General features: G+C 61.5%; 22 protein-coding genes. 14 read left to right on the top strand and 8 right to left on the bottom strand.

What is annotated here, in order from left to right; all coding sequences use genetic code 11:
* Window positions 1-87: 87 nt before the first annotated feature.
* From urtE to urtA, 5 genes are all read right to left on the bottom strand, one after another.
* Complete coding sequence (urtE, locus tag BLU26_RS13630; protein ID WP_092287447.1) at window positions 88-777, bottom strand: urea ABC transporter ATP-binding subunit UrtE; 690 nt, start codon at window positions 775-777, stop codon at window positions 88-90.
* Between the two features lie 19 nt (window positions 778-796).
* Entirely contained in the window at window positions 797-1,537 is a 741-nt protein-coding gene (urtD, locus tag BLU26_RS13625) for an urea ABC transporter ATP-binding protein UrtD (RefSeq protein ID WP_092287446.1), read from the bottom strand.
* The gene (gene urtC, locus BLU26_RS13620) at window positions 1,534-2,676 is read right to left on the bottom strand and encodes an urea ABC transporter permease subunit UrtC (RefSeq protein WP_092287445.1); all 1,143 of its coding nucleotides are present in this window, start codon (window positions 2,674-2,676) and stop codon (window positions 1,534-1,536) included. The genes urtD and urtC overlap by 4 nt, the downstream gene beginning before the upstream one ends.
* Window positions 2,677-2,703: 27 nt before the next feature.
* Window positions 2,704-3,627: an urea ABC transporter permease subunit UrtB gene (gene urtB / locus BLU26_RS13615; protein ID WP_092287444.1), complete on the bottom strand. Its 924-nt coding sequence runs from the start codon at window positions 3,625-3,627 to the stop codon at window positions 2,704-2,706.
* 72 nt (window positions 3,628-3,699) lie between these two features.
* Complete coding sequence (gene urtA, locus BLU26_RS13610; RefSeq protein ID WP_231702072.1) at window positions 3,700-4,845, bottom strand: urea ABC transporter substrate-binding protein; 1,146 nt, start codon at window positions 4,843-4,845, stop codon at window positions 3,700-3,702.
* 539 nt (window positions 4,846-5,384) lie between these two features.
* Here urtA and fmdA point away from each other — a divergent pair.
* From fmdA to BLU26_RS13585, 5 genes are all read left to right on the top strand, one after another.
* Complete coding sequence (gene fmdA, locus BLU26_RS13605; RefSeq protein ID WP_092287442.1) at window positions 5,385-6,614, top strand: formamidase; 1,230 nt, start codon at window positions 5,385-5,387, stop codon at window positions 6,612-6,614.
* 70 nt (window positions 6,615-6,684) lie between these two features.
* Window positions 6,685-7,008 carry an FmdB family zinc ribbon protein gene (locus BLU26_RS13600; protein ID WP_092287441.1) on the top strand — a complete coding sequence of 108 codons (324 nt, stop codon included), beginning with the start codon at window positions 6,685-6,687 and terminating at the stop codon, window positions 7,006-7,008.
* A gap of 133 nt (window positions 7,009-7,141) precedes the next feature.
* Entirely contained in the window at window positions 7,142-8,737 is a 1,596-nt protein-coding gene (locus BLU26_RS13595) for a sigma-54-dependent Fis family transcriptional regulator (protein ID WP_197674490.1), read from the top strand.
* 27 nt (window positions 8,738-8,764) lie between these two features.
* Window positions 8,765-9,811, top strand: a complete 1,047-nt coding sequence (locus tag BLU26_RS13590) for an aliphatic amidase (protein ID WP_092287439.1) — start codon at window positions 8,765-8,767, stop codon at window positions 9,809-9,811.
* A 64-nt stretch (window positions 9,812-9,875) separates the two neighbouring features.
* A complete protein-coding gene (locus tag BLU26_RS13585; RefSeq protein ID WP_092288497.1) occupies window positions 9,876-10,907 on the top strand; it encodes an AAA family ATPase in 1,032 nt (343 codons plus the stop codon).
* 62 nt (window positions 10,908-10,969) lie between these two features.
* Here the strand turns inward: BLU26_RS13585 and BLU26_RS13580 are convergent, their stop codons facing one another.
* The 3 genes from BLU26_RS13580 to rpmE form a co-directional block, all read right to left on the bottom strand.
* Window positions 10,970-12,232, bottom strand: a complete 1,263-nt coding sequence (locus BLU26_RS13580) for a malic enzyme-like NAD(P)-binding protein (RefSeq protein ID WP_092287438.1) — start codon at window positions 12,230-12,232, stop codon at window positions 10,970-10,972.
* Window positions 12,233-12,348: 116 nt separating this feature from the next.
* Window positions 12,349-13,155 (bottom strand): thermonuclease family protein, encoded by an 807-nt coding sequence (locus BLU26_RS13575; protein ID WP_157719372.1) that lies wholly within the window; start codon window positions 13,153-13,155, stop codon window positions 12,349-12,351.
* A 25-nt stretch (window positions 13,156-13,180) separates the two neighbouring features.
* Complete coding sequence (gene rpmE / locus BLU26_RS13570) at window positions 13,181-13,393, bottom strand: 50S ribosomal protein L31 (RefSeq protein WP_092287436.1); 213 nt, start codon at window positions 13,391-13,393, stop codon at window positions 13,181-13,183.
* Window positions 13,394-13,618: 225 nt separating this feature from the next.
* Here rpmE and BLU26_RS13565 point away from each other — a divergent pair, with 225 nt between their 5' ends.
* The 9 genes from BLU26_RS13565 to BLU26_RS13525 all read left to right on the top strand — a co-directional run bounded on the left by BLU26_RS13565 (window position 13,619) and on the right by BLU26_RS13525 (window position 25,351).
* The gene (locus BLU26_RS13565; RefSeq protein WP_092287435.1) at window positions 13,619-15,835 is read left to right on the top strand and encodes a primosomal protein N'; all 2,217 of its coding nucleotides are present in this window, start codon (window positions 13,619-13,621) and stop codon (window positions 15,833-15,835) included.
* A 77-nt stretch (window positions 15,836-15,912) separates the two neighbouring features.
* Window positions 15,913-17,658: an arginine--tRNA ligase gene (gene argS / locus BLU26_RS13560; protein ID WP_092287434.1), complete on the top strand. Its 1,746-nt coding sequence runs from the start codon at window positions 15,913-15,915 to the stop codon at window positions 17,656-17,658.
* A 5-nt stretch (window positions 17,659-17,663) separates the two neighbouring features.
* Window positions 17,664-18,239, top strand: a complete 576-nt coding sequence (locus tag BLU26_RS13555; protein ID WP_092287433.1) for an SPOR domain-containing protein — start codon at window positions 17,664-17,666, stop codon at window positions 18,237-18,239.
* Window positions 18,240-18,379: 140 nt separating this feature from the next.
* A complete protein-coding gene (gene hslV / locus BLU26_RS13550) occupies window positions 18,380-18,910 on the top strand; it encodes an ATP-dependent protease subunit HslV (RefSeq protein ID WP_092287432.1) in 531 nt (176 codons plus the stop codon).
* Window positions 18,911-18,929: 19 nt separating this feature from the next.
* Window positions 18,930-20,270, top strand: coding sequence for an ATP-dependent protease ATPase subunit HslU (hslU, locus tag BLU26_RS13545; RefSeq protein ID WP_092287431.1), 1,341 nt, complete (start codon window positions 18,930-18,932; stop codon window positions 20,268-20,270).
* A gap of 74 nt (window positions 20,271-20,344) precedes the next feature.
* Window positions 20,345-20,725 (top strand): gamma-butyrobetaine hydroxylase-like domain-containing protein, encoded by a 381-nt coding sequence (locus tag BLU26_RS13540; RefSeq protein WP_092287430.1) that lies wholly within the window; start codon window positions 20,345-20,347, stop codon window positions 20,723-20,725.
* A gap of 313 nt (window positions 20,726-21,038) precedes the next feature.
* A complete protein-coding gene (phaC, locus tag BLU26_RS13535) occupies window positions 21,039-22,721 on the top strand; it encodes a class II poly(R)-hydroxyalkanoic acid synthase (RefSeq protein WP_092287429.1) in 1,683 nt (560 codons plus the stop codon).
* Between the two features lie 24 nt (window positions 22,722-22,745).
* Window positions 22,746-23,606, top strand: a complete 861-nt coding sequence (phaZ, locus tag BLU26_RS13530; protein ID WP_092287428.1) for a poly(3-hydroxyalkanoate) depolymerase — start codon at window positions 22,746-22,748, stop codon at window positions 23,604-23,606.
* Window positions 23,607-23,719: 113 nt separating this feature from the next.
* Window positions 23,720-25,351, top strand: a complete 1,632-nt coding sequence (locus tag BLU26_RS13525; RefSeq protein ID WP_092287427.1) for a PHA/PHB synthase family protein — start codon at window positions 23,720-23,722, stop codon at window positions 25,349-25,351.
* The last annotated feature ends 4 nt before the right edge of the window (window positions 25,352-25,355 follow it).

Genomic DNA, 25,355 nt, shown 5'->3' with positions numbered 1-25,355 from the left:
GGGGCCGTCAAGCGCTTATTTTCATCTCGCACACAAAAAAGCCCGGCGCCTTGTTCAGGTGCCGGGCCGGGCCAGTGTTTATGGCCTTTAGACGGACAGATACTTGCTGATGTGCGCCTTGTCGATCTGCTCGCCGACGGCTTCATGCACTATCTTGCCCTTGTCGATCACCAGCATGCGATCGGCCACATTGAGCGCGAAGCTCAATACCTGCTCCGACACCACAATGCTGATCTTGCGCAGCTGCTTGATTTCATTCAGCGTGGTTGCCAGCTGTTTGATGATCGACGGCTGAATCCCCTCGGTCGGCTCATCCAGCAACAGCACCTTGGGGTTAGCCGCCAGCGCCCGCCCGATCGCCAGCTGCTGTTGCTGGCCGCCCGATAGGTTGCCCGCCTTGCGGTGGCGCATTTCCAGCAGCACCGGGAACAGCTCATAGATGTCATCCGGTACCTTGCGGCGTCCGGTGACCTCCAGCCCGGCCATGATGTTTTCCTCTACTGTCAGGGTCGGAAATACCATCCGCCCCTGTGGCACGTAGGCAATGCCACTGGCCACCCGCTGGTAGGACTGCAGCTTCGACAACGCCCTGTCGTTAAAGGTGATCTCACCGCCACTGCAGGGAATCATGCCGATCAGCGACTTGAACAGCGTGGTCTTGCCCATGCCATTGCGGCCCATGATGGCGACCGTCTCGTTCTCGCCCACCTCCAGATTGATGCCGTGGATGACCTCGCTCATGCCATAACTGACCCGCAGGTCGCTTACTTTCAACATGCTCATGCTCCCTACTCAGTTAATGACCGAGGTAAACCTCGATGACCTTTTCGTTCTGCTGCACCTCATCCATCTTGCCTTCAGCGAGCAGCTTGCCCTGATGCAGCACGGTGACGCGGTGAGCAATGTCCTTGACGAAGTCCATGTCGTGTTCGATGACGATCACCGAGCGGTTCTTGCTGATGCGGCCCAGCAGCTCGGCCGTGGCCTCCCGCTCGGAAACACTCATACCGGCTACCGGCTCATCCAGCATCAACAGCTCCGGGTCCTGAATCAGCAGCATGCCGATTTCCAACCACTGCTTTTGCCCGTGGCTGAGCAGACCCGCGCTGGTGTCCAGGCGATCACTCAGGAAAATATCTCTGGCCACCTCAAGTACCCGCGCCTGAACCTTGTCAGTCACCTTGAAGAACAGGCTGCCAAAGACATTGCGCCCCTTCGGGTAGGAGAGCTCCAGGTTTTCCCGCACGCTGAGGTTTTCGTAAATAGAGGGCGTCTGGAACTTGCGTCCCACGCCCGCCTTGACGATGTCATGCTCTACCAATTTGGTCAGCTCGGTGTCCTTGAACTTGATTGACCCCGCAGACGCCTTGGTCTTGCCACAGATCAGATCCAGCAGCGTGGTCTTGCCGGCGCCATTGGGGCCGATCACTACCCGCACCTCATTGCGCTCTACGTACAGATTGAGTCCGTCGACAGCCTTGAAACCGTCAAAGGATACGGTCAGATCTTCGATGGCCAACAGAATGGGCGATGTCATGACTGTGCCTCCTGTGCAACACCGTCGTCAGCGCTGCGCTTGCCGCTCGACTTGCGCGAGAACAACGCTGCTACCCGAGGACGAACATAGTCTTCGTAGATACCGGCCAGTCCCTGCGGGAATAGCAGCACCACGCCAATAAAGAGTGCACCCATGAACACGATCCACAGCTGCGGGAAGCTCTCCGACAGCAGGGTCTTGGCCAGATTGACCAGCAGCGCGCCGTACACCGCGCCAATCAGCGAAAGCCGACCGCCCACCGCGCAGAAGATGACCATTTCAATCGACACCACAGTGCCGACAAACGACGGCGACATGAAGCCAACCTGCAGCGCGAACATCGCACCGCCCAGCGCGGAAAACACCCCGGCCAGGGCAAACACGAAGATCTTGATGTTGGCGACGTCATACCCGGAGAAGCGCACGCGGTCTTCCTGGTCGCGCATGGCAATCAGCAACTTGCCGTAGCGGCTGTTAAGCACAAACTGACCGATCAGCAGGCAGACGATCAACAGGATGCAGCAGAGGAAGTACAGCAGATACTTCGAACTGTCCGGGCGGATATCCCAGCCCAGCAACGTGCGCAGGTCGGTAATACCATTGATGCCGCCGGTGTAGCCCTGCTGACCGATGATCAGAATGGTGGCGATGGACGCGATGGCCTGGGTGATGATCGCAAAATACACCCCACCCACACGCCGCTTGAACATGGCCGCACCGATGATGAAAGCGAACAACGCCGGCACCGTCAGGATCAGCGCTATGGTCAGGGTCAGACTGTGAAAGGGCATCCACATCGCCGGCAGTTCGGTGATCTGGTTCCAGTCCATGAAGTCCGGAATACCCGGCGTACTTTGAATAGCGGTGTTCTCGGGGCTGGACGCTTCCAGCTTGAGAAACATCGCCATGCAGTACCCGCCGATGCCGAAAAACACCCCCTGCCCCAGGCTGAGAATGCCGCCGTATCCCCAGCAGAGCACCAGGCCCACCGCCACAAAGGCATAGGTCAGATACTTGCCGACCAGATTCAACCGGAAGATATCCAGCGTCAGCGGCAGAATGACCAGAAGCAGGACGGCCAGCGCCAGCAACTGCAACAACCGTTGCCGCCCCCCAAATGCTGCTATCCACTTATCCATTTCAATAACCTCCAGCCAGGGCGTCGCTTAGCGACGCACCTTGCTTGCAAAGAGCCCTTGGGGACGGAACATCAGAATGCCCACCACGGTCAGCAGGGTGATGACCTTGGCCATGGACCCACTGAGGAAAAACTCGAGAATCGATTGCGACTGGGCAATACCGAACGCCGAGACCACGGTGCCGAGCAAGCTGGCTGCACCGCCAAACACCACCACCAGGAAGGTATCGACGATATACAGCCCGCCGGTGGTCGGCCCGGTGGAGGCAATAGTGGTAAAGGCCGCACCCGCCACACCGGCGATGCCGCAACCCAGTGCAAAGGTAAAACGGTCAACCCGCTGGGTATTGATACCCGCGGCGTTTGCCATTGCCCGGTTCTGCGTGGTGGCACGCACCTTGATGCCCCAGCGCGAGCGATACAGCAGTATCACTACCAGCAGCGTCATCAGGGAGGTGATGCCCATCACGAACAGGCCGTTCAATGGAATATCGATAATGTCGGTTGGCGCCCAAGACCCCATCAGCCAGTCGGGCATCACCACGCTGACTTCACGCGGACCGAAAGTAGAGCGGTAAATCTGCTGCAGGATCAGACCCAGCCCCCAGGTCGCCAGCAGCGTATCCAGCGGCCGACTGTAAAGGCGCCTGATCAACAGCATTTCCACCAGATAACCGAGCACAAAGGTACCGGCAAAGGCGAGCACCACCGCCAGCGGGAAGTAAAAATCCTGCATCCAGGGCCAGGTTTCCGTGGCCAGTTTGGATACCATCCAGGTGATGTAAGCGCCCAGGGTAAGAAACTCACCATGGGCCATATTGATAACGCCCATCTGCCCGAAAATGATCGCCAGCCCGAGGGCCATCAGCAGAAAGACGCAGAACAGGCTCAGGCCACTGAAGCCCTGCATGACGAAAATGGCCGTCAGCTCCTGCGATGTGTAACCGCCCATAATTGCTCTCCTAGACTCGGAAGGATGCGGCCGCGAGGGCCGCATCGGATTGCATCACGTCACCAGGACGGCTTATTGATAACCTTCCGGGAAGGGGTTTGGCTCGATCAGATCAGACTCGTAAACCACTTTGGCCTGACCATCTGCCTGCCATTGACCCACACGCAGCTTGCTCCACAGGTGATGGTTCTCGTGCACTTTCACGTAGCCTTCAGGCGCGGTGGTCAGCTCGATTTCCGCAGAGGCCGCAGCGACGGCATCAACATCAAAGCTACCGGCTTTCTCGACGGCGGCTTTCCACAACCAGGGGCCAAGGTAAGCGGCTTGAGTTACGTCACCGATAACGCTGTCGTCACCCCAACGCTCTTTGAAGGCTTTAACAAACTCGACGTTGTTTTCGTTATCCAGCGACTGGAAGTACTTCATGGAGGAGTAGAAACCTTCCATGTTTTCGCCGCCGATGCCGAGCACTTCGTCCTCGGTAACCGAGATGGTCATGATGGTTTGACGGTCAGCGGTGATACCGGCCGCTTTCAGCTGCTTCCACCAGGCAACGTTGGAGCCGCCCACGATGCTGGAGTAAACAACGTCAGGCTTCTTCAGGCGGATCTTGTTGATCAGCGAGCCGAAGTTGGTGTTGCCCAGCGGGTAGTACTCTTCACCAACAACGGTGCCGCCCAGCACGGTTTCAATGTGCTTGCGTGCAATCTTGTTGGAGGTACGTGGCCAGATGTAGTCGGAGCCGACCAGGTAGAAAGTCTTGGCGTCCTTCTCCTTGGCGATCCAGTCGAGGCCAGCCAGAATCTGCTGGGTCGCTTCCTGACCGGTGTAGATCACGTTCTTGGACTGCTCCAGACCTTCATAGAAAGTCGGGTAGTAGAGCATGCCGTTTTCTTTCTCGAACACGGGCAGAACCGCTTTGCGTGAGGCAGAGGTCCAGCAGCCGAAGACGGCGGCTACGTTGTCCTGCACCAGCAGCTTGCGCGCTTTCTCAGCGAAGGTCGGCCAGTCACTGGCGCCGTCTTCCTGAATGATCTCGATCTGACGACCCAGCACACCGCCAGCCGCGTTGATCTGTTCAATGGCGAGCTTTTCAGCTTCTACCGAACCGGTTTCGCTGATCGCCATGGTGCCAGTGATCGAGTGCAGGATACCGACCTGCACAGTGTCATCGGTGACCGCCAGGCCAGTGGTGTTGACTTCGGCAGCGCCGGCCATTCCGGAAAAGCCCAACCCGGTACTCAGCGCCAACCCGAGAAGGCGGCGCTTCCAGGCCGGCTTGCTGTGTGTTGAATCTTGCATAGGGTAAATCTCCTTAGTGTGGGTAAAACCGGAAAGCGGGCCGCACTCCCTACCCGCTTGCCTGTCACCCTCACCCCAGAGCAACCACTGTGCCAGCACCTCCCAGCCGCCGAAAAATAAATCCCCTGCAAATGAAAATCTGTTTTAAATCATAGGCATGAGACAAAACCGCGGTTTGGCCCGCCTCGGCAGGGTCACGCAATGTCAAAGCCAGGCACCCGGGAAATGACAATGTGCGAATGACATTGTCATGACAATGTCAGCAATCACCCCATGACATTGTCACAAGACTGCACCGACATAGCTGCCGCCATTCTTGACAATTACTTCAAGCCACTGATTTCAAACGCATTTCAAATTGTAAACAAAGCTGGCACGGCTAATGCTCTGGGATTGGGCACGGGCCGTCATTGGGCCTGACAAACTACCCCCCCAGACGCAGAGGATTCCCTGTCATGGCTGAAACACTGATCAAGATCGACCTGAGCAAAAGCCCTCAGGAGCACGACAACATTCACAACCGCTGGCACCCGGATGTGCCCATGGTCGCCACCGTGAAACCCGGTGCCGACTTCATCATTGAATGCATGGACTGGACCGGCGGCCAGATCGGCAACAATGACAGCGCCGAAGACGTACGGGATGTCGACCTCACCAAGGTGCACTACCTCAGCGGCCCGGTGGCCGTCGAAGGCGCCGAGCCGGGTGACCTGATGGTGGTCGACATTCTGGATATCGGCGCCTTCGCCGATCAGATGTGGGGTTTCAACGGCGTGTTCGCCAAGGAAAATGGCGGCGGCTTCCTGACCGAGCATTACCCTGAGGCACGCAAGACCATCTGGGACTTCAACGGTATCTACACCAAGTCACGCCACATTCCGGGCGTCGAATTCATCGGCCTGATGCACCCCGGCCTGATCGGCTGCCTGCCATCGCAGGAGCTGCTGGATGAGTGGAACAAGCGCGAGCAAGCGCTGATCGACACCGACCCGGATCGCGTACCCGGCCTGGCCAACCCGCCCTACGCACCCACCGCCCACGTTGGCCGTGCCACCGGTGACGCCGCCGCCAAGGTGGCCAACGAGGGCGCGCGCACCGTGCCGCCACGCGAACACGGCGGCAACTGCGACATCAAGGATCTGACCAAGGGCTCACGGGTGTTCTTCCCGGTCTACGTCAAAGGCGGTGGCCTGTCGATGGGGGACCTGCACTTCTCCCAGGGCGACGGCGAAATCACCTTCTGCGGCGCCATCGAGATGGCCGGCTGGATTCACATTCGCGTCAACCTGATCAAGGACGGCTGCAAGAAGTACGGCGTCAAGAACCCGATCTTCCAGCCCAGCGACATGGCGCCCAGCTACAAGAAACACCTGATCTTCGAGGGTATCTCGGTTGATGAGAGCGGCAAGCAGCACTATCTGGATGCCCACGTTGCTTATCGCCAAGCCTGCCTCAACGCCATCGAGTATCTGAAGAAGTTCGGCTACAGCGGCGCCCAGGCCTACTCGCTACTGGGGACTGCACCAGTACAGGGCCACATCAGCGGTATCGTCGATGTACCCAACGTCTGCGCGACGGTCTGGATACCCACCGAAATCTTCGATTTCGACATCATGCCCAACGCTGACGGTCCGACCATTGCGGTCAGCAGCGACGAAGTACCCACCGCGCTCTGGAAAGGCTGAGCGCACACGGCGGCCCGCACCAAGCTGGCGCGGGCCGCCGCAACTTCTTCGCACCAACCGGGAGCACTCCATGCCACTATACGATTTTGAATGCGAGGCCTGCGGGCCTTTTGAAGCCCTGCTGCCCAGCAGCGAGCGCAACCTGCCGCGCGACTGCCCAGCCTGCAGCCAGCCTATGCAGCGTCGCATTTCCGCCCCCCGCTTGCAGACCATGAACGCCCAGCAGCGCAAGGCGCACGAGACCAACGAGCGCAGCGCCCACGCGCCCAAGGTCAGCCACGGGCACAGTTGTTGCAGTTCCGGAAGTTGTACGCACAAGCCGCGCGCCGAAGGTCAGCCCCCTGCCCTGAAGCAGCAGAGCGGTCCGCGACGACCCTGGATGATCAGCCATTAGCGCTGCGGCGATGGCGGGCAAGCCCCGCGTTGTTGAATCCCTACCGAACACCGGTGAAAGGTCGCGCGGACATCATTTCCGCCGCGAGGACTCTCTCATCTTGAATCTCATGCCTGAACGGATAGCCCAACAGATGATGAAGCGCGAACTGGTCGTCATTCTGGAGATGGCCAAACTGCTGGAGAAGCCGCTGGATGCGCCCCGCACCATTCAGGGCATCCTGCGCTTGCTGTCCCAGCTGTACGGGCTGAACTGCGGACGGGTCAGCCTGCCCGAAGCCAATTCCGACACCCTGCAGGTGAAATACTCCTACGGCCTGTCGGTCGAAGACCTGAAAGCCGGGCGCTTCAATCTGAACATCAACCAGGGCGTCACCGGTTACGTCATGCGCACCGGATCGATCGGCCTGGTCCCGGACGTCGACAACGAGCCGCTGTTCGTACGCCGCATTACCGAGCTGGCTCACCACAGCGGTGGCCGCATGGCTTTTATCTCGGTGCCGATTCTGGAGTCAGGCACGCCCATTGGGGTGCTCTCGGTGCAACGCGAAGGCATGCACGAGCGCCCCTTTGATGGCGACATCAGCCTGTTGCGCGTGGCCGCGGCGATGATCGGCCAGGTACTGCGCATTCACCAGTTTGTGGTCGAGCAGACCGAGCATCTGGTGAAAGAGAATCAGAGCCTGCGCCACAGCATCGCCATTGAAGGCATGGTCAAACAGAGCCTGGCGCACGGCATTCTCGGCAGCAGCCCGGCGCTCATGGACGCAGTGCGCTCGACCATCCAGGTCGCCCACAGCGACGCACCTGTGATGCTGCTCGGTGAGTCGGGCACCGGCAAGGAAAAATTCGCACGGATGATTCACCAGCAGAGCGACCGCCGCGAGAAGCCATTCATCTGCATCAACTGCGCGGCGATTCCTGCCGACCTGCTCGAGTCGGAGCTATTTGGTCATACCAAGGGCGCCTTTACCGGCGCCGCCCAGAACAAGCAGGGCAAGATTGTCCAGGCCGACGGCGGCACCCTGTTCCTCGATGAGATCGGCGACATGCCGCTGTCGCTGCAGGCGAAACTGCTGCGCGTGCTGCAGGAGAAAAAGGTCGACCCGATTGGCAGCAACGAGTCGGTGTCGGTGGACTTTCGTGTCATCACCGCCACCCACGTCAACCTGCAAGCCCAGGTAAACCAGGCCGCCTTCCGCCTCGACCTGTTTTATCGCCTGCATGTGGTGCCGGTGCATCTACCGCCGCTGCGCGAGCGCCAGGAAGACATCAAACAACTGGCCCTGCATTTTCTCAACGAACTCAACCATCACTACGAGCGCAATTGGAGCCTCTGCCCCGAGGCCTTCGGCATCCTCGAAAACTTCGACTGGCCAGGCAACATCCGCCAGTTGCAGAACGTGCTGGAGCGCGCCGCGCTGACCAGCGAACAGGAGCTGCTCAGCGGTGAAAAACTGCGCCAGGCGCTGGCCTCGGAGAGCGCCATCACTATTCCCGGCAACCGCCACATGCCCGGCACCGCCGCCGCGCCAGCAGAAGCGCCAGCCGCCGAGGAGCCACGCCAGTACGGCCGCTCCTACAACTGGGTACAGCAGGACGAAGCCGAACAGATCAGCGCCATGCTGTCGCAGACCAACAACAATCAGTCCGAGGCCGCACGACGCCTCAATATCAGCCTCAGGCAGCTGCGTTACCGGGTCGACAAGCTCGGCATCGGGCGCAACTGACAGACAAACCGAACGGAGGAGTTACCCATGCGTCATGGTGATATTTCCAGCAGCCCCGATACCGTCGGCGTTGCCGTGGTCAACTACAAGATGCCCCGCCTGCACAGCCGCGCCGAGGTCCTGGATAACGCACGCAAAATTGCCGACATGATCATCGGCATGAAACAGGGCCTGCCCGGCATGGACCTGGTGGTGTTCCCGGAATACAGCACCATGGGCATCATGTACGACCACGACGAGATGATGGCCACCGCTGCCACCGTGCCGGGTGACGAAACCCGCATTTTCAGCGAAGCCTGCAAGCAGGCGAAAACCTGGGGCATCTTCTCGCTGACCGGCGAGCAACATGAAGAGCACCCGAACAAGGCGCCCTACAACACGCTGATCCTGATCAACGACCAGGGCGAGATAGTACAGAAGTACCGCAAGTGCATTCCCTGGTGTCCAATCGAAGGCTGGTATCCCGGCGATCGCACCTACGTCTCGGAAGGCCCAAAGGGCATGAAGATCAGCCTGATTATCTGCGATGACGGCAACTACCCGGAGATCTGGCGAGACTGCGCGATGAAAGGCGCCGAGCTGATCGTGCGCTGCCAGGGTTACATGTACCCGGCCAAGGAACAGCAAGTGATGATGGCCAAGTCCATGGCCTGGGCCAACAACTGTTATGTCGCCGTGGCCAACGCCACCGGCTTTGACGGCGTCTACTCCTACTTCGGCCATTCCGCGATCATCGGCTTTGATGGGCGCACCCTGGGTGAATGCGGCGAGGAGGACATGGGCATTCAGTACGCGCAGCTGTCGGTATCACAAATCCGCGACGCGCGCGCCAATGACCAATCCCAGAACCATCTGTTCAAGCTGCTGCACCGCGGTTACACCGGTATGTACAACTCCGGTGACGGCGACCGTGGCGTAGCCGATTGCCCCTTCGACTTCTACCGCACCTGGGTGCTGGATGCCGAAAAGGCCCGTGACAACGTCGAGGCGATGACGCGCAAAACCATTGGCGTGGCCGACTGCCCGGTGGGCGAGCTACCCCACCCCGGCAAGGATCGCGAAGCCGGTGCCTGAACCTGTCGGCGGCACCGCGCGTGCCGCCGGCTGCCCCGCAGTCCGATGCAGGTGAATGCAAGCCATGCCCTTTATCAATGATGTTCTGGCCGCCAACCAGGCGCGCGTCGCGGCCAGGCCCGCCACCCAACAATCGCGCTTTCGCTTTGATCCAGACAGCGTGATGGCTCGCCTGCACAGCCGCATCCTGGGCCAGGACTCGGCGCTGCAGGAGCTGGGCAGCAGCCTGCGCGTGATCAAGGCCGAACTCGGTGATCCGCAACGCCCCTTGGGCACGTATCTGTTGCTGGGGCCAACCGGCGTCGGCAAGACCGAAACCGTGCGGCTGCTGGCCGAGGCCATCCACGGCAGCACTGATGCCTACTGCCGCATCGACATGAATACCCTGGCGCAGTCGCATTACGCCGCCTCACTGACCGGCGCCCCGCCCGGTTACGTCGGCAGCAAGGAAGGCACCACGCTGTTTGACCGCGAGCGCATTGAAGGCGACTACGGCCGCCCCGGCATCGTGCTGTTCGACGAGCTGGAAAAGGCCGACGACCAGGTGATTCGCGCGCTGATGAACATCCTCGACAACGGCCAATTGCGCCTGAGTGCCGGCAACGACACGCTGGATTTTCGCAATAGCCTGATCTTCATGACCTCCAATCTGGGCGCCGGTCAGCCAGCCCACAAATGGCTGCCGCCGCGCTGGCGCGCTGCCCGGCAAAGGCAGCAACAGGAGGCCGCGCTCAATGCCCGGCTTGATCCGGAGTTCATCAACCGTATTGATCACCGCATTCACTACCAGCGCCTGCCCAGCGATCAGCTTGTGCAGTTGGTAGACCTGGCACTGGCCCGCCTCAACCAGCGCCTGGGTAAACATCAGGTACAACTGCTGCTCGACCAGCCTGCTCGCCAGTGGCTGGCGCAACAGGGCTTTGATCCACGCTACGGAGCCCGCGCCATGGCGCGCACCTTCCGCCACCATCTGGAGCCGGCGGTTGCCCACTGTCTGCTCAGTAACGACGGCTGCCCGCCCGGCAGCCTGCTGCGCGCCAGCCTGGGCAACGCAGCGAGGCCAATCGAGATCAGCATCGAGGCGCCCGGATGCTGAGCCGCAGCAAAACAGCAGACACAAAAAACCCCGCCGTAGCGGGGTTTTTCACATCAACCAGCTCAGATGCAGTCTTCGACTGACTTGAGCGGGTAATGCGCCGGGTAGGGGCGAGTCGCCACACCGGAATCGATAGCGGCCTGGGCAACAGCTGCCGGCACCTTCTCGATCAGGCGCACATCCATCGGCTTGGGAATGATGTACTCACGACCAAATGCCAGATCAATGCCGCCGTAAGCCTGGGACACGTACTCAGGAACCGGCTCCTTGGCCAGTTCACGGATGGCGTGCACCGCGGCGATCTTCATTTCTTCGTTGATGCGGGTCGCGCGAACGTCCAGTGCACCACGGAAGATGAAGGGGAAGCCCAGTACGTTGTTAACCTGGTTCGGATAATCGGAGCGACCGGTTGCCATGATCACGTCAGGACGGGAAGCATGGGCCAGCTCGGGGTCGATTTCCGGATCCGGGTTGGAGCAGGCGAACACGATGGGGTTTTCCGCCATCAGTTTCAGCTCGGCCGGTTGCAGCAAGTTCGGACCGGACAAACCAACGAACACGTCAGCGCCTTTCATGGCATCGGACAGCGTGCGCTTGTCGGTCTCAGTCGCGAAGATGGCCTTGTATTCGTTCAGGTCATCGCGGCCGGAGTGAATAACACCCTTGCGATCGAGCATGTAAATGTTTTCAGCCTTGGCGCCCATGCTGACCAGCAGCTTCATGCACGCGATGGCCGCGGCGCCAGCACCCAGACATACGATCTTGGCACTTTCGATTGTCTTGTCGGCCAATTCCAGCGCGTTGATCATGGCAGCAGCCGTCACAATCGCGGTGCCGTGCTGATCGTCGTGGAAGACCGGAATGTCGCACTGCTCGATCAGCGCACGTTCGATCTCAAAGCACTCGGGTGCCTTGATGTCTTCCAGGTTGATGCCACCGAAGGTGCACGAGATACGCTTGACGGTATCGATGAAGGCCTGCGGGCTTTCGGACTCGACTTCGATGTCGAACACGTCAATCCCGGCAAAGCGCTTGAACAACACGCCCTTGCCTTCCATGACCGGCTTGCTCGCCAGCGGACCCAGGTTACCCAGGCCGAGGATGGCAGTTCCGTCTGAGATAACGGCAACCAGGTTGCCTTTACCGGTGTATTTGTAGGCGTTTTCCAGATCCTTGGCGATTTCGCGCACCGGTTCTGCTACACCCGGGCTGTAGGCCAGAGCCAGATCGCGCGCGGTGGCGGTCGGCTTGGTCAGTTCTACGCTCAGCTTGCCTGGACGCGGATTGGCGTGATAGGCGAGTGCATCAGTTCTCAAATCAGACATGGTCAATAGTTTCCGGTCAGGTTGCTCATGCGGACGTCGGAGAATACATAAAACCCCGAGGGCTAACAAGGTTATTCACAGCATCAATGTCAAGGCCAATCGGTTGCAACTTTCGCTTATTCTGCGGGCAGTCGGCGAATCTGCGAAGGGTGCCGAACGTTGAGCATAAAACGCCGAAAGCCGGGGCGCTGGCCGCCCCAGTTCTGCCGGTCGAGCAGCCAGCCGCGCAGTTCCAGGCGGCGACCTACCCAGCTGTCGTCAGGCCAGACGCTGAACAACGCGCGGTCGGCGGCGGTAAACCGCAGCGTCAGCGGCCCGTCCAGATCAACCCAGAGCGTCGTGCCTGCCGTATTGACCGCACTGACCTTGCCCTGCACCAACTGAAAACCGCCACGGCGCAGCGTATCGACCGCCACGACTGGCGGCGCTTGCCAAAGACCCAGGCGAGCGTCGCGGGCAGCCTGCTCTGCAGCTACATGGCAATTGATCAGGGCAAGATTGGGCGGAATCGCCACGGCGTAGCCCATGCCCTGCGCCAGCAATTGCGCCTCCAGATTCTCGCCGCGCTGATCAAACAGGTAACCCAGGGTGCGGCCGTAGCGATCAGTCGCCTCATCACCGGTCACCAGCTGCAGGGGTTGGCCATCGACCAACGCCTGAAGCGCGCGCTTGGCAGCCTGGGCGTAAGGCTCGGAGGGCTTGCCATTGCGCCCCAGCTCAGGCGCATTGATGCCGATGAGCCGCACCCGGCGCCCATCCTGCAGGCGCAGGGTGTCGCCGTCGGTCACGCGCTGACTGACCACCGGCTGCGCACCCGACGGCATGGCACACAGCTCATCACGCGCCTGCGCCTGCGACGGCAAGGCCAACATCCAGGCAACAAAAAAGGCGCTCCACTGGAGCGCCTTTCTTCGATTGGACAAAGCCACTAGGGCCTGTCTTTTCGTCTTACTTGCTGCTGACTGCGCCGAAACGCTGCTTGAAGCGCTCGATACGTCCGCCAGTGTCCAGCACCTTCTGCTTACCGGTGTAGAAGGGGTGGCACTCGGAGCACACGTCCAGGTGGATAGGTGCACACAGGCTGGAACGGGTAGTGATCACGTTACCGCAGCTGCAGGTAGCTTTGATTTCTTCGTACTTGGGATGCAAATCAGCTTTCATGGTCTTTCCTCGGTTGGTTTGTGCCGCCACCGGATCAACCTGATCGGGCACCGCACTCAGTAAACTCTCTGCCAATCCGGGCTGGTAGCAAGCGCTGCAAACAGCTCGCAAGCAGAGCGACCGGAAATTAGGCCGGCGATAATAACAGAATTCGCCCTATACGCAAGCCCGGTCGTTTTCGGGTGTCGGTGGTAACATGGCCCTCTGCTTACCGGAGTCCGTTGCGTGCCGCCATCCATTTTGCAAGTTGCCCTGCCCTCACCGCTGCGCCGCCTGTTCGACTATCAGGCCCCGGCAGACGTGGCGCCCGAGCAATTGCAGATTGGCCAGCGGGTGCGGGTGCCCTTCGGCCGCCGCGCCTTGGTCGGCGTGATCGCCGGCCTGAGCGATCAAAGTAAGGTACCCAGCGACAAGTTGAAAGCGGCCGAAGCGCTGTTGGATCGCGCGCCTTTGCTGCCGCCCAGCCTTTGGCAGCTGTGCCTGTGGACGGCGCGCTACTATCAGCACGGGCTGGGCGATACCCTTAATGTCGCGCTGCCGGTGTTGCTGCGCCAGGGTGAGGCGGCGCTGGCACGGCAGGACCGCTTGTGGCAATTGCTGCCCGGCGCCTACCCGGAGCATCCGGCTATTCAGCGTGCGCCAAAACAAAAGCTCGCGGTACAGACCTTAGCCCAGCACCCACATGGCCTGTCACACGCGCTGATCAGCCAGTGGGGGCTGACCCGCGACGCGCTGGAGGCACTGGAAAGCAAGGGCCTGGTCGAGCGTATCGAGCAATCGCCGCATCACATTGCCGAACCGCTACCTTTATTAAGGCAAGCACCCCTGACCGCCAATGACGAGCAGCAGGCAGCGCTGGATGCCATTCTCGGCAAAAGCGGCTTTCACGCCTGGCTGCTGGAAGGCGTCACCGGCAGCGGCAAGACCGAGGTGTACTTGCAGGCGATCGAGCAGTGCCTGCGCAGCGGTCATCAGGCGCTGGTGCTGATTCCGGAAATCGGCCTGACGCCGCAGACCCTGGCACGGTTCCAGCAGCGCTTCAGTGCCCCGGTGGTGATACTGCACTCTGGCCTGAACGACCGCGAGCGGCTGGACGCCTGGATCGCCGCCCGCGATGGCGACGCCGGCATCGTGATCGGCACGCGCTCAGCCATATTCACCCCACTGGCGCGGCCCGGCCTGATCATTGTCGATGAAGAACACGATCTCTCTTATAAGCAGCAAGAGGGCCTGCGCTACAACGCGCGCGATCTGGCGGTGTACCGCGCGCACCTGGAAAAGGTCGCCATCATTCTTGGCTCGGCGACCCCGTCGCTGGAGAGCCTGCACAACGTCGAGCAGGGGCGCTACCAGCTGCTGCGCCTGACCCAGCGCGCCGGCAACGCCAAGCCGCCGAGCTTCCAATGCCTGGATATTCGCAGCCGTCCGCTGGAAGGCGGGTTATCGCGGCCACTCACGCTGTTGATCGGCGAGCATTTGAGCAAAGGCAATCAGGTGCTGGTGTTTATCAACCGCCGCGGCTTCGCCCCCACGCTGATGTGCCACGACTGCGGCTGGATCGCCGAATGCAAGCGTTGCGACGCACGCATGACGGTGCACCAGTCTCCGGCGCACCTGCATTGCCATCATTGCAACAGCCAGCGCCCAATGGATAAACACTGCCCCAAGTGTCAGGGCAGCGACCTACGCCCCTTAGGCGCGGGCACCGAGCGCACCGAGGAGCACCTCAACACCTGCTTTCCTGACTTTCCGGTGCTGCGCATCGACCGTGAAAGTATGAGCCGCAAGAAAGCCATGCAGCAGATGATGGAGACCATTCAGAGCGCCCAGCCGTGCATTCTGGTCGGCACCCAGATGCTCGCCAAGGGGCACCACTTCCCGGATGTCACTCTGGTGGCGATTCTCGATGCCGACGGCGGGCTGTTTTCCGCCGACTTTCGCGGCCCCGAGCGCATGGCGCAGATGATTACCCAGGTCGCGGGGCGCGCCGGGCGGGCAGAAAAGCCGGGGCAGGTGATCATTCAGACGCACATGGCCGAGCATCCCCTGCTGATCGAACTGACCGAGCAGGGTTATCCGGCCATCGCCAAGCGCGAACTGGCCGAGCGCGCCGTCGCTCAGCTGCCGCCCTATCGTTTCATGGCGCTGCTGCGCGCCGAGGCGAACAACGGCCGCGCCGCCAACCAGTTTCTCGAAGAGGCGCTGCAACACGCCGAGCTGCTGGTCGAGCAGCACCAGTTGGCTGAGGTCGACCTGCTCGGCCCCGTACCCTCACCCATGGAGCGCCGCGCCGGGCGTTTCCGCGCGCAATTGCTGATGCAGGCCGCCCAGCGCTCTACCCTGCACCAATTGGTCCATCTGCTATTGCCGTTGCTGGAGCAGCACCCGGACGCGCGCAAGGTACGCTGGTCCATCGATATCGACCCGCTGGACATGTTCTAGGCTGAAGATTTGGCAATCCGCCGGTTAAACCGGATAATGTCGGGTTTTCACTGGGCACCTGCCGGACACTCCATTAAATGAAGAACCTGATCAGCCAGCTTCTGGCCACCGCCGTCGACACTCTGAAGCACGAAGGCGTACTGCCAGCCGATATCACCCCCAACATTCAGGTCGAGACCGCCCGCGACAAGACGCACGGCGACTTTGCCAGCAATTTGGCGATGATGCTGGCCAAACCGGCGAAGATGAAGCCCCGCGATCTGGCCGATAAAATCGTTGCCGCCCTGCCCGCCCACCAGGCCGTCGCCAACGTCAATATCGCCGGCCCCGGCTTTATCAACTTCTTTCAGGACAGCGCCTGGCTGGCCGCCCAACTGCAGAGCGCGCTGGATGACCTGCAACTGAATGCCCGCGCGGCAGGCGAAGCGCAGCGCGTGGTGGTCGATTACTCCTCGCCCAACCTCGCCAAGGAAATGCACGTGGGCCACCTGCGCTCCTCGATCATTGGCGATGCCGTGGCGCGGGTGCTGGAATGTCTTGGGCATACCGTCATCCGCCAGAATCACGTTGGCGACTGGGGCACCCAGTTCGGCATGCTGCTGGCCTACATGGAAGAAAACCCGGTCGACGCCGAGGCAGAACTCGGCGATCTGGAGAACTTCTACCGCCAGGCCAAGAAGCGTTTTGATGAAAGCGAAGACTTCGCCAACCGCGCGCGCGAGCGCGTGGTGCAATTGCAGGCCGGCGATCCGCAGTGTCTGGCACTGTGGAACCGCTTCAACCAGATTTCCCTCGGCCATTGCCAGGCCGTCTACGACCGCCTTGGCGTCAGCCTGACCCAGGCCGATGTACGCGGCGAAAGCGCCTACAACGACCAACTGGCCGGCATTGTCAGCGACCTGCGCAGCGCAGGCCTGCTGACCGAAAGCGAGGGCGCGCAGTGCGTGTTCCTCGACGAGTTCAAAAACAGCGAAGACAAGCCCCTGCCGGTGATCGTGCAGAAGGCCGGCGGTGGTTACCTGTACGCCACCACCGATCTCGCGGCCATGCGCTACCGGCACGAGCAACTGCACGCCGACCGCGTGCTGTACTTTGTCGACCAACGTCAGGCGCTGCATTTTCAGCAGGTGTTTGCCGTAGCGCGCAAGGCCGGGTTTGTGCCGGCGGACATGCAGTTGGAGCACATGGGTTTTGGCACCATGAACGGCGCCGACGGCCGCCCGTTCAAGACCCGCGACGGCGGCACCGTCAAACTGACCGACCTGCTGGACGAGGCCGAAGAGCGAGCACACACCCTGGTCGCCGAAAAGAATCCCGAGCTAAGCGCCGGCGAGCTGCGCGAGATCGCCCGCGCCGTGGGCATTGGCGCGGTCAAATACGCCGACCTGTCCAAGCATCGCAGCAGCGACTACAGCTTCAACTTCGACTTGATGCTCAGCTTCGATGGCAACACCGCGCCCTACCTGATGTACGCCTACACCCGCGTGGCCAGCGTGTTCCGCAAGCTGGAGCGGCCAATGACGCAACTCGATGACCTGGCACCACTGGTGCTCGAGGCGCCGGCCGAAGTGGAACTGGGTGCGCACCTGGCGCAGTTCGGCAACACACTCAACTATGTTGCCCGCGAGGGCACTCCCCACGTACTCTGCCACTATCTGTATGAACTGGCCGGACGTTTCTCGGGCTTCTACGAACAGTGCCCGATTCTGGCGGCCGACAGTCAGGCTCAGCGCGACAGCCGCCTGCGCCTCGCCGCCCTGACTGGACGCACCCTGCAGCAAGGCCTTAACCTGCTCGGCATTACCACATTGGAGCGCATGTAACCCGCATGGCAAAAGGACGCAAAGCCCCCCGCCGCGGCGCCAGCCGCGCGCAACCCGCCGCCAGACGCAAGGGAATTCCCGGCTGGCTGTGGCTGGTCAGTGGCCTGGTGATCGGCCTGTTCGTGGCCTTCCTGTTCCAGCTGGAGCCGGGCCACGACAACGTCAAGCGCAGCCCGCCGCCGCCCAAGCCTGCCAATGCCCCGGCCAAGCCGGCACCCGCGCAACAGCCGACCTACGACTTCTACACTCTGCTGCCCGAGTCCGAGGTGGTGGTGCCGCAGAACACCGGCAAGGTCGAGCCGCCCGCCACGCCGGCAGAACCCGACAGCGCCGACGACAAAATCCGCTATTACCTGCAAGCTGGCTCGTTCAAGCAACAGGCCGACGCCGACAAGGTGCGCGCGCAGATCCTGCTGCTTGGCATGGATGTGCACCTGGAAAGCGCCAAGCTCAACGACGGTCAGACCTGGCACCGCGTGCAGGTAGGCCCGTTCAAGGACAAGAGCAGCCTGGCCCAGGCGCAAAGCACCCTGAGCGGTAACGGCTTCCAGAACCTGCTGCCGCAGCAACGCACCCAGTAATACCGCACTGCCCCGGCGCCCGCCGGGGCGGTTCTTCTGCCCGCCAGGGGAGGTCGCCTTGAAATCCCCACACCCGCCCCCAGATAGTTTTCAGGCAAGCTTTTGCCTCCCCTTTCTCCACAGCCAACCAGGAGTTGCGCGTGACTACAATCGTATCCGTTCGCCGGCACGGCAAGGTCGTGATCGGTGGCGACGGCCAGGTCTCCCTCGGCAATACCGTGATGAAGGGCAACGCCCGCAAGGTACGCCGCCTGTACAAGGATCAGGTTATCGCCGGGTTTGCCGGCGGTACCGCCGACGCCTTCACTCTGTTCGAGCGCTTTGAAGCGCAACTGGAAAAACACCAGGGCAACCTGGTTCGCGCCGCCGTCGAGCTGGCCAAGGACTGGCGCACCGACCGCGCCCTGCGCAAGCTGGAAGCGCTCCTGGCCGTTGCCAACAAGGATGCCTCTTTGATCATCACCGGCAACGGCGATGTGATTGAGCCCGAGCACGGCCTGATCGCCATTGGTTCAGGCGGGCCATTTGCCCAGTCTGCCGCCACCGCTCTGCTGCGCCACACCGAGCTGTCTGCTCGTGAGATCGTTGAATCCAGCCTGGGCATCGCTGGCGAAATCTGCATTTATACCAACAGCAACACCACCATCGAGGAGCTGGACGCCAATACCTGAGGCGTTCGGAGCAATCAGCATGTCCATGACCCCACGTGAAATCGTGCACGAGCTGGATCGCCATATCATCGGCCAGCAGGATGCCAAACGCGCCGTCGCCATTGCCCTGCGCAATCGCTGGCGGCGCCAGCAGCTGCCCGAGGCACTGCGCGCTGAAGTCACCCCCAAGAACATTCTGATGATCGGGCCGACCGGCGTCGGCAAGACCGAAATCGCTCGCCGCCTGGCGAAACTGGCGCAGGCGCCCTTCATCAAGGTAGAAGCGACCAAGTTCACAGAGGTGGGCTATGTCGGCCGCGATGTGGAATCCATTATCCGCGACCTGGTCGACGCTGCCATCAAACTGCTGCGCGAACAGGAAATGGTCAAGGTGCGCTTCCGCGCCGAAGACGCCGCCGAAGACCGCATTCTCGACGCCCTGCTGCCACCCGCCCGCCAAGCTACCGGCGACCAGCCGGAACGCGCAGAAAACAGCACCCGCCAGCTGTTCCGCAAACGCCTGCGTGAGGGTGAGCTGGACGACAAGGAAATCGACATCGAAGTGGCGGAAACGCCCATGGGCGTTGAGATCATGACCCCACCCGGCATGGAAGAAATGACCAGCCAGCTGCAGAACATGTTCTCCAGCCTGGGCAAGGGCAAGAAGAAAAGCCGCACACTCAAGGTCAAGGATGCGCTCAAGCTGGTGCGCGACGAAGAAGCCGCCAAGATGGTCAACGAAGACGAACTCAAGGGCCGCGCCATCGAGGTGGTCGAGCAGAACGGCATTGTCTTCATCGACGAGATCGACAAGGTCAGCAAGCGCGGCGACAGCGGCGGCGGTGCCGATGTATCACGAGAAGGCGTGCAGCGCGATCTGCTGCCGCTGATTGAAGGCTGCACGGTGAACACCAAGTTCGGCATGGTCAAGACGGACCACATCCTGTTCATTGCCTCCGGTGCCTTCCACCTGACCAAGCCCTCGGACCTGATTCCCGAGCTGCAGGGCCGCCTGCCAATTCGGGTAGAGCTGCAGTCGCTGACACCCGGCGATTTCGAGCGCATTCTCACCGAGCCCGATGCGTCGCTGACCGAGCAGTACCGCGCGCTGATGAAGACCGAGGAGCTGAACATCGAGTTCACCGCCGACGCCATCACACGCCTTGCCGAGATCGCCTGGCAGGTCAACGAGAAAACCGAAAACATCGGCGCCCGTCGCTTGCATACGGTACTCGAACGCCTGCTGGAGGAAGTCTCTTTCAGCGCCGGCGACCTGGCCTCCAAGCACAGCGAGCAGCCGCTCAAGATAGACGCCGCGTATGTCGACGAGCATCTGGGTGAGCTGGCGGTGAACGAAGACCTGTCCAGGTATATCCTTTAAAACCAGCGGCAAGCCCCAAGCAGGTCGAGTCCAAGCACCGGCCTGCTTTGTCGCTTGAAGCTGAGGTATCTTCAATGCCCGACCCAATACCCACCACCATCAAACTGCAGAAAACCTCCCGCAGCCTCAAGCTGGGTTACGCCGATGGTCGCGAGTTTGTGCTGCCGGCAGAGTACTTGCGCGTGCTGTCACCTTCGGCCGAAGTGCGGGGGCACGGCAAGCCGGTGCTGCAGACGGGCAAAAAGGATGTTGCTCTCAGCGCAGTGGAAACCGCAGGGCGCTATGCACTAAAACTGACCTTCGATGACGGTCACGATAGCGGCCTGTACACCTGGGCCTACCTGTACCAGTTAGCCACCGAACAGGACACGCGCTGGAACGCCTATCTTGACCAGCTGCACGCGGCTGGAGCCTCCCGAGACCCGCATACCTCAGCGGTTCGCTTCATTCCCTGAGCGTCGCTAAATCTGTTTGCCACATTTATCTGCTGTAGTCCCTGACTGGCGGCACAGTAACCTGTTCGCGAGCGAATCCCGTCCAGAGCGCACACCGTGCCTGTGCAAAAAGATCTTGGCATACCCCGTGCAAGCCAAGCAGTGATCGACGGTTGAAGCGCGACTGAAAAGCCGCCTTGCTGTTTTGCAGACTTCGCTTAACAGCCCCTGACCCTCGTGCTAAGTTGTCTCAAGGGTGCGACACCAGAAAGCCAGTTTGCCTTACTGATGGTCCGCCGCACTGGCTTCCCTGCCTCAGATTGGAGCGTTGAAAATGGGCAATAAAATAAACAGTGACGATTTGAGTCATAAAACCTCTGAAAGCATCCTCGGTCCCAACCCGGTCATAGGCGCGCCAACGCGGGATCTGATCAGTACTGCGCGCATGGTCATGCGCCAGACCGTGAAGCAACCGGTACACAGCCTGAAGCACATCGGCCGTCTGGGCCTGGCGGTCAAGGACGTCATGATCGGCCGCTCCGATATCGCACCCACGCCGGAAGATCGCCGCTTTGTTGACCCGACCTGGAGCCAGAACCCGATTTATCGGCGCTACATGCAGACCTATCTGGCTTGGCGCAAGGAACTCAACACCTGGATCACCACCGCTGACCTGCCCGAGCAGGATGTCAGTCGCGCCCAGTTTGTCATCTCGCTGATGACCGAGGCGATGTCGCCGACCAACACTGCGCTCAACCCGGCGGCCCTGAAACGCTTCTTCGAGACCGGCGGCAAGAGTCTGCTCGACGGCCTCACTCACCTGGCACAGGACATCGCCCACAACGGCGGCATGCCAAGCCAGGTCAACATGAATGCCTTTGAAGTGGGCGGCAACCTGGCCACCACCAAGGGCTCCGTGGTGTTCCGCAACGAGGTACTGGAGCTGATCCAGTACAAGCCGCTGACCGAAGAGGTCTACGAGCGCCCGGTGCTGGTGGTGCCGCCACAGATCAACAAGTTCTACGTGTTCGACCTGTCGCCAGAAAAGAGCCTGGCGCGCTACCTGTCGGTCAGCCATATGCAGACCTTTGTGGTCAGCTGGCGCAACCCGACCAAGTCGCACCGCGAGTGGGGGCTGAGCACCTATATCGAAGCGCTCAAGGAAGCCATCGATGTGGTACTGAAAATCACCGGCAGCAAGGACCTGAGCATGCTCGGCGCCTGCTCCGGCGGCATCACCACTGTCTCACTGCTGGGTCACTATGCGGCGCTGAAAGAGAAGAAGGTGCATTCCTTCACCCTGCTGGTAAGCGTGCTGGACACCCAGATCAAGACGCAGGTGGCACTCTTTGCCGACGAACGCTCGATCGAGGCGGCGCGGCGCATGTCCTATCAGCACGGGGTGCTGGAGGGACGCGACATGGCGAAGATCTTCGCCTGGATGCGGCCCAACGACCTGGTGTGGAATTACTGGGTGAACAACTACCTGCTGGGTAATGAGCCACCGGTATTCGACATCCTGTTCTGGAATAACGACACCACCCGCCTGCCAGCCGCGCTGCACGGCGAGTTTCTGGAGATGTTCAAATCCAACCCGCTGACCAAACCCGGCGCATTGGAAGTCTGCGGCACCCCCATCGACCTCAAGCAGGTGAAGAGCGACTTCTTCGTGATTGCCGGCCTCAACGACCACATCACGCCTTGGGAGGCCTGCTACAAATCGGCGCGCCTGCTCGGTGGCAAGTGCGAGTTCGTGCTGTCGTCCAGCGGTCACATTCAGAGCATTCTGAACCCGCCAGGCAACCCCAAGGCGCGCTTCTTCATCAACAGCGAGATGACCGACGACTCCAAGAAATGGCTGGAAACCGCGACCAAACAATCCGATTCCTGGTGGCAACATTGGCGCGACTGGTTGCATACCCGCGGCGGAAAGCGTAAACCGGCACCGGAATTGCTTGGCAATGAAGAGTACCCGGCGCTGGAACCCGCGCCCGGCACCTACGTTCACGAACGCTGATACGCGTCACCACGGGAAGCGCCCATGCCGCAGAATTATGTCTTCCGCACTATCGAGCTCGACGGTCAGTACCTGCGTACTGCCGTGCGCCCGGGCACCAGCAGCCTGCCACCGCTGCTGATCTTCAACGGCATCGGCGCCAACCTGGAACTGGTTTTCCCGTTCGTTGCAGCATTGGACCCCACGCTGGAGGTTATCGCCTTCGACGTTCCCGGCGTGGGTGGCTCCTCTACCCCGGCCACACCGTTCCGCTTCCCTGGCCTGGCCAAGCTGGCGGCGCGCATGCTGGATTACCTCGACTACTCGCAGGTCAACGTGATTGGCGTGTCCTGGGGCGGCGCGCTGGCGCAGCAGTTTGCCTACAGCCACCCGGAACGTTGCAAAAAGCTGATTCTGGCTGCCACCTCGGCCGGCGCCGTCATGGTGCCCGGTCGTCCCAAGGTGCTGCTGAAAATGGCCAGTCCGCGACGTTACCTGCAGCCCTCGCACGGCGTGGCGATTGCGCCAGACATCTACGGCGGCGCCTTTCGCCGCGACCCGCACCTGGCCGAAGCGCATGCCAACAAGGTGCGCTCCTCCGGCAAGCTGGGTTACTACTGGCAACTGTTTGCCGGCCTCGGCTGGACCAGCATTCACTGGCTGCACAAGATTCGCCAACCCACACTGATTCTCGCGGGCGACGACGATCCGCTGATCCCGCTGGTCAACATGCGCTTGCTGGCCTGGCGCATCCCCAACTCCGAGCTGCACGTGATCGACGATGGACATCTGTTTCTGATCACCCGTGCGCAGAGCGTTGCGCCGCTGATCATGAACTTCCTGTCGGAGGAAAAGCAGCCCGCGGTGATCCGTCACCAACCCACCAGCGCCCTGATCAAGAACTGAATTCGGCCCCAGCTCACAAAGCCGAGCAGCCGGCGCACGCAGGGGCTGGTACCCGCAAGCCCTTGCGTTAGACTGCAGAACAATAAGCCCACCATCTGGACCGGAACCCCTGGATGCGCGCACGACCCCACGGACAAGCAGTCGCAGGATCTCTTAACGCGGATCTGTCCCGGAGTCTTCTCGCCCTTTGGCGCTCCACCCTGAGCCAACCCGGCCATCACCAACGCTACCTGTGCCGCGTTACCCGCCTCAGCCTGCTAGCCTTGCAGCGCAAGCTCGACTGCTCCGCGCTGGCCGATGACCCACGCTTTCAGCACCCCGGTTGGCAGCGCCCGTTGCAACAGCGCCTGCTGCAGCTCTGGCAGGCCTGGCAACAACCGCTGCAGCAATGGCTCAACGAGCTGGATATCGGCGAGCCGGAGCGCGCCAACCTACGCTGGCTGTTGGACCAATTAAGCGCCGCCAGCTCGCCCTCCAACAGCCTGTTGAATCCACAGATCATCGCGGCAACGCGACAAAGCCGCGGCGCCAACCTGCGCCGCGGCGCACGCCATCTGTTGATCGACCAGCTAACCCAGCGGCCGCTGGCCATGCCCGAAGCCGACAATCAATACCGCGCCGGGCATGAGCTGGCGCTGAGCCAAGGCGAAGTGGTGCTGCGGCAGCCGAGCTTCGAGTTGATCCACTACGCCCCGGTCACCAAGCAGCAATACAGCAAGCCTTTACTGATCATCCCGCCGCCGATCAATCGCTACTACCTGCTCGACCTGACCCCCGCCACCAGCCTGGTGCAGCACGCGCTGCAGCAAGGCATGGCGGTGTACCTGATCAGTTGGCGCAACCCCAACCCCAGCCACTGCAACTGGGGGCTCAGCCACTACGTGAGAGCCTGCCGCGAGGCGCTGATGCAGGTCCTGGCGCGCAGCGGCAGCACCCAGGCCAGCTTGTTGGGGGTGTGCTCCGGAGGCATCCTCGCCAGTCTGCTGGCCGGTTGGTTGCAGGCGCGTGGCCGCGCCGCTTGCCTGAGCGCCCTGAGCTTGCTGATCACGCCGCTGGACGCACGGCTGCAAACCGACCTCCAGCGCCTCGCCGGCAGCGCTACCCAGCAACGCCTGCGGCGCCAGGTCTGGCGGCAGGGTTATCTCGACGAACGCAGCCTGGGCAGCCTGTTTACCTGGATGAAACCCGAGCAGTTGCTCTGGCAGCCGGCGGTGCAGCGCTATGCTCTGGGCGAGGCATTGCCGAGTTCGCCGGTGCACACCTGGAGTCACGACAACACCCGGCTACCCGCGCAGCTGGTCGAAGACTTGCTCGATCTGCTGACCCGCGACCCACTGAGCCGGCCGGGGAGCCTGCAAATCGACGGCGCACATATTGATCTGACCCGGCTGTCCCTGCCCAGCTGGCATCTGGCGGCCGAGCGCGACCATATCGTGCCGTGGCACAACGCCCTGCCGGCCGGGCGGCTGGGCGGCGACTGCCAGTTCACCCTGTGCCGTGGCGGCCACGTACAAGGCCTGCTGTGCCCGCCGGGGCAGGCCCGCGCGGGTTACCAGAGCGCACCAACAGATGCCCAGGATACCCCTGAGAGCTGGGCCAGCCGCAGCAGCCTCACCGAGGGCAGCTGGTGGCCCGCCTGGACCGACTGGCTAGCCCGTCACAGCGGCGACCTGCAACCCGCCGTTCACCCGCTTGCCGATCCCGCCTTGGGCCCCGCGCCCGGCCATTACGTGCACCAGCTTTGAGGAG

Source organism: Halopseudomonas sabulinigri, from assembly GCF_900105255.1.
Classification (GTDB): domain Bacteria; phylum Pseudomonadota; class Gammaproteobacteria; order Pseudomonadales; family Pseudomonadaceae; genus Halopseudomonas; species Halopseudomonas sabulinigri.
This window is presented reverse-complemented; position numbering and strand designations above follow the sequence as displayed.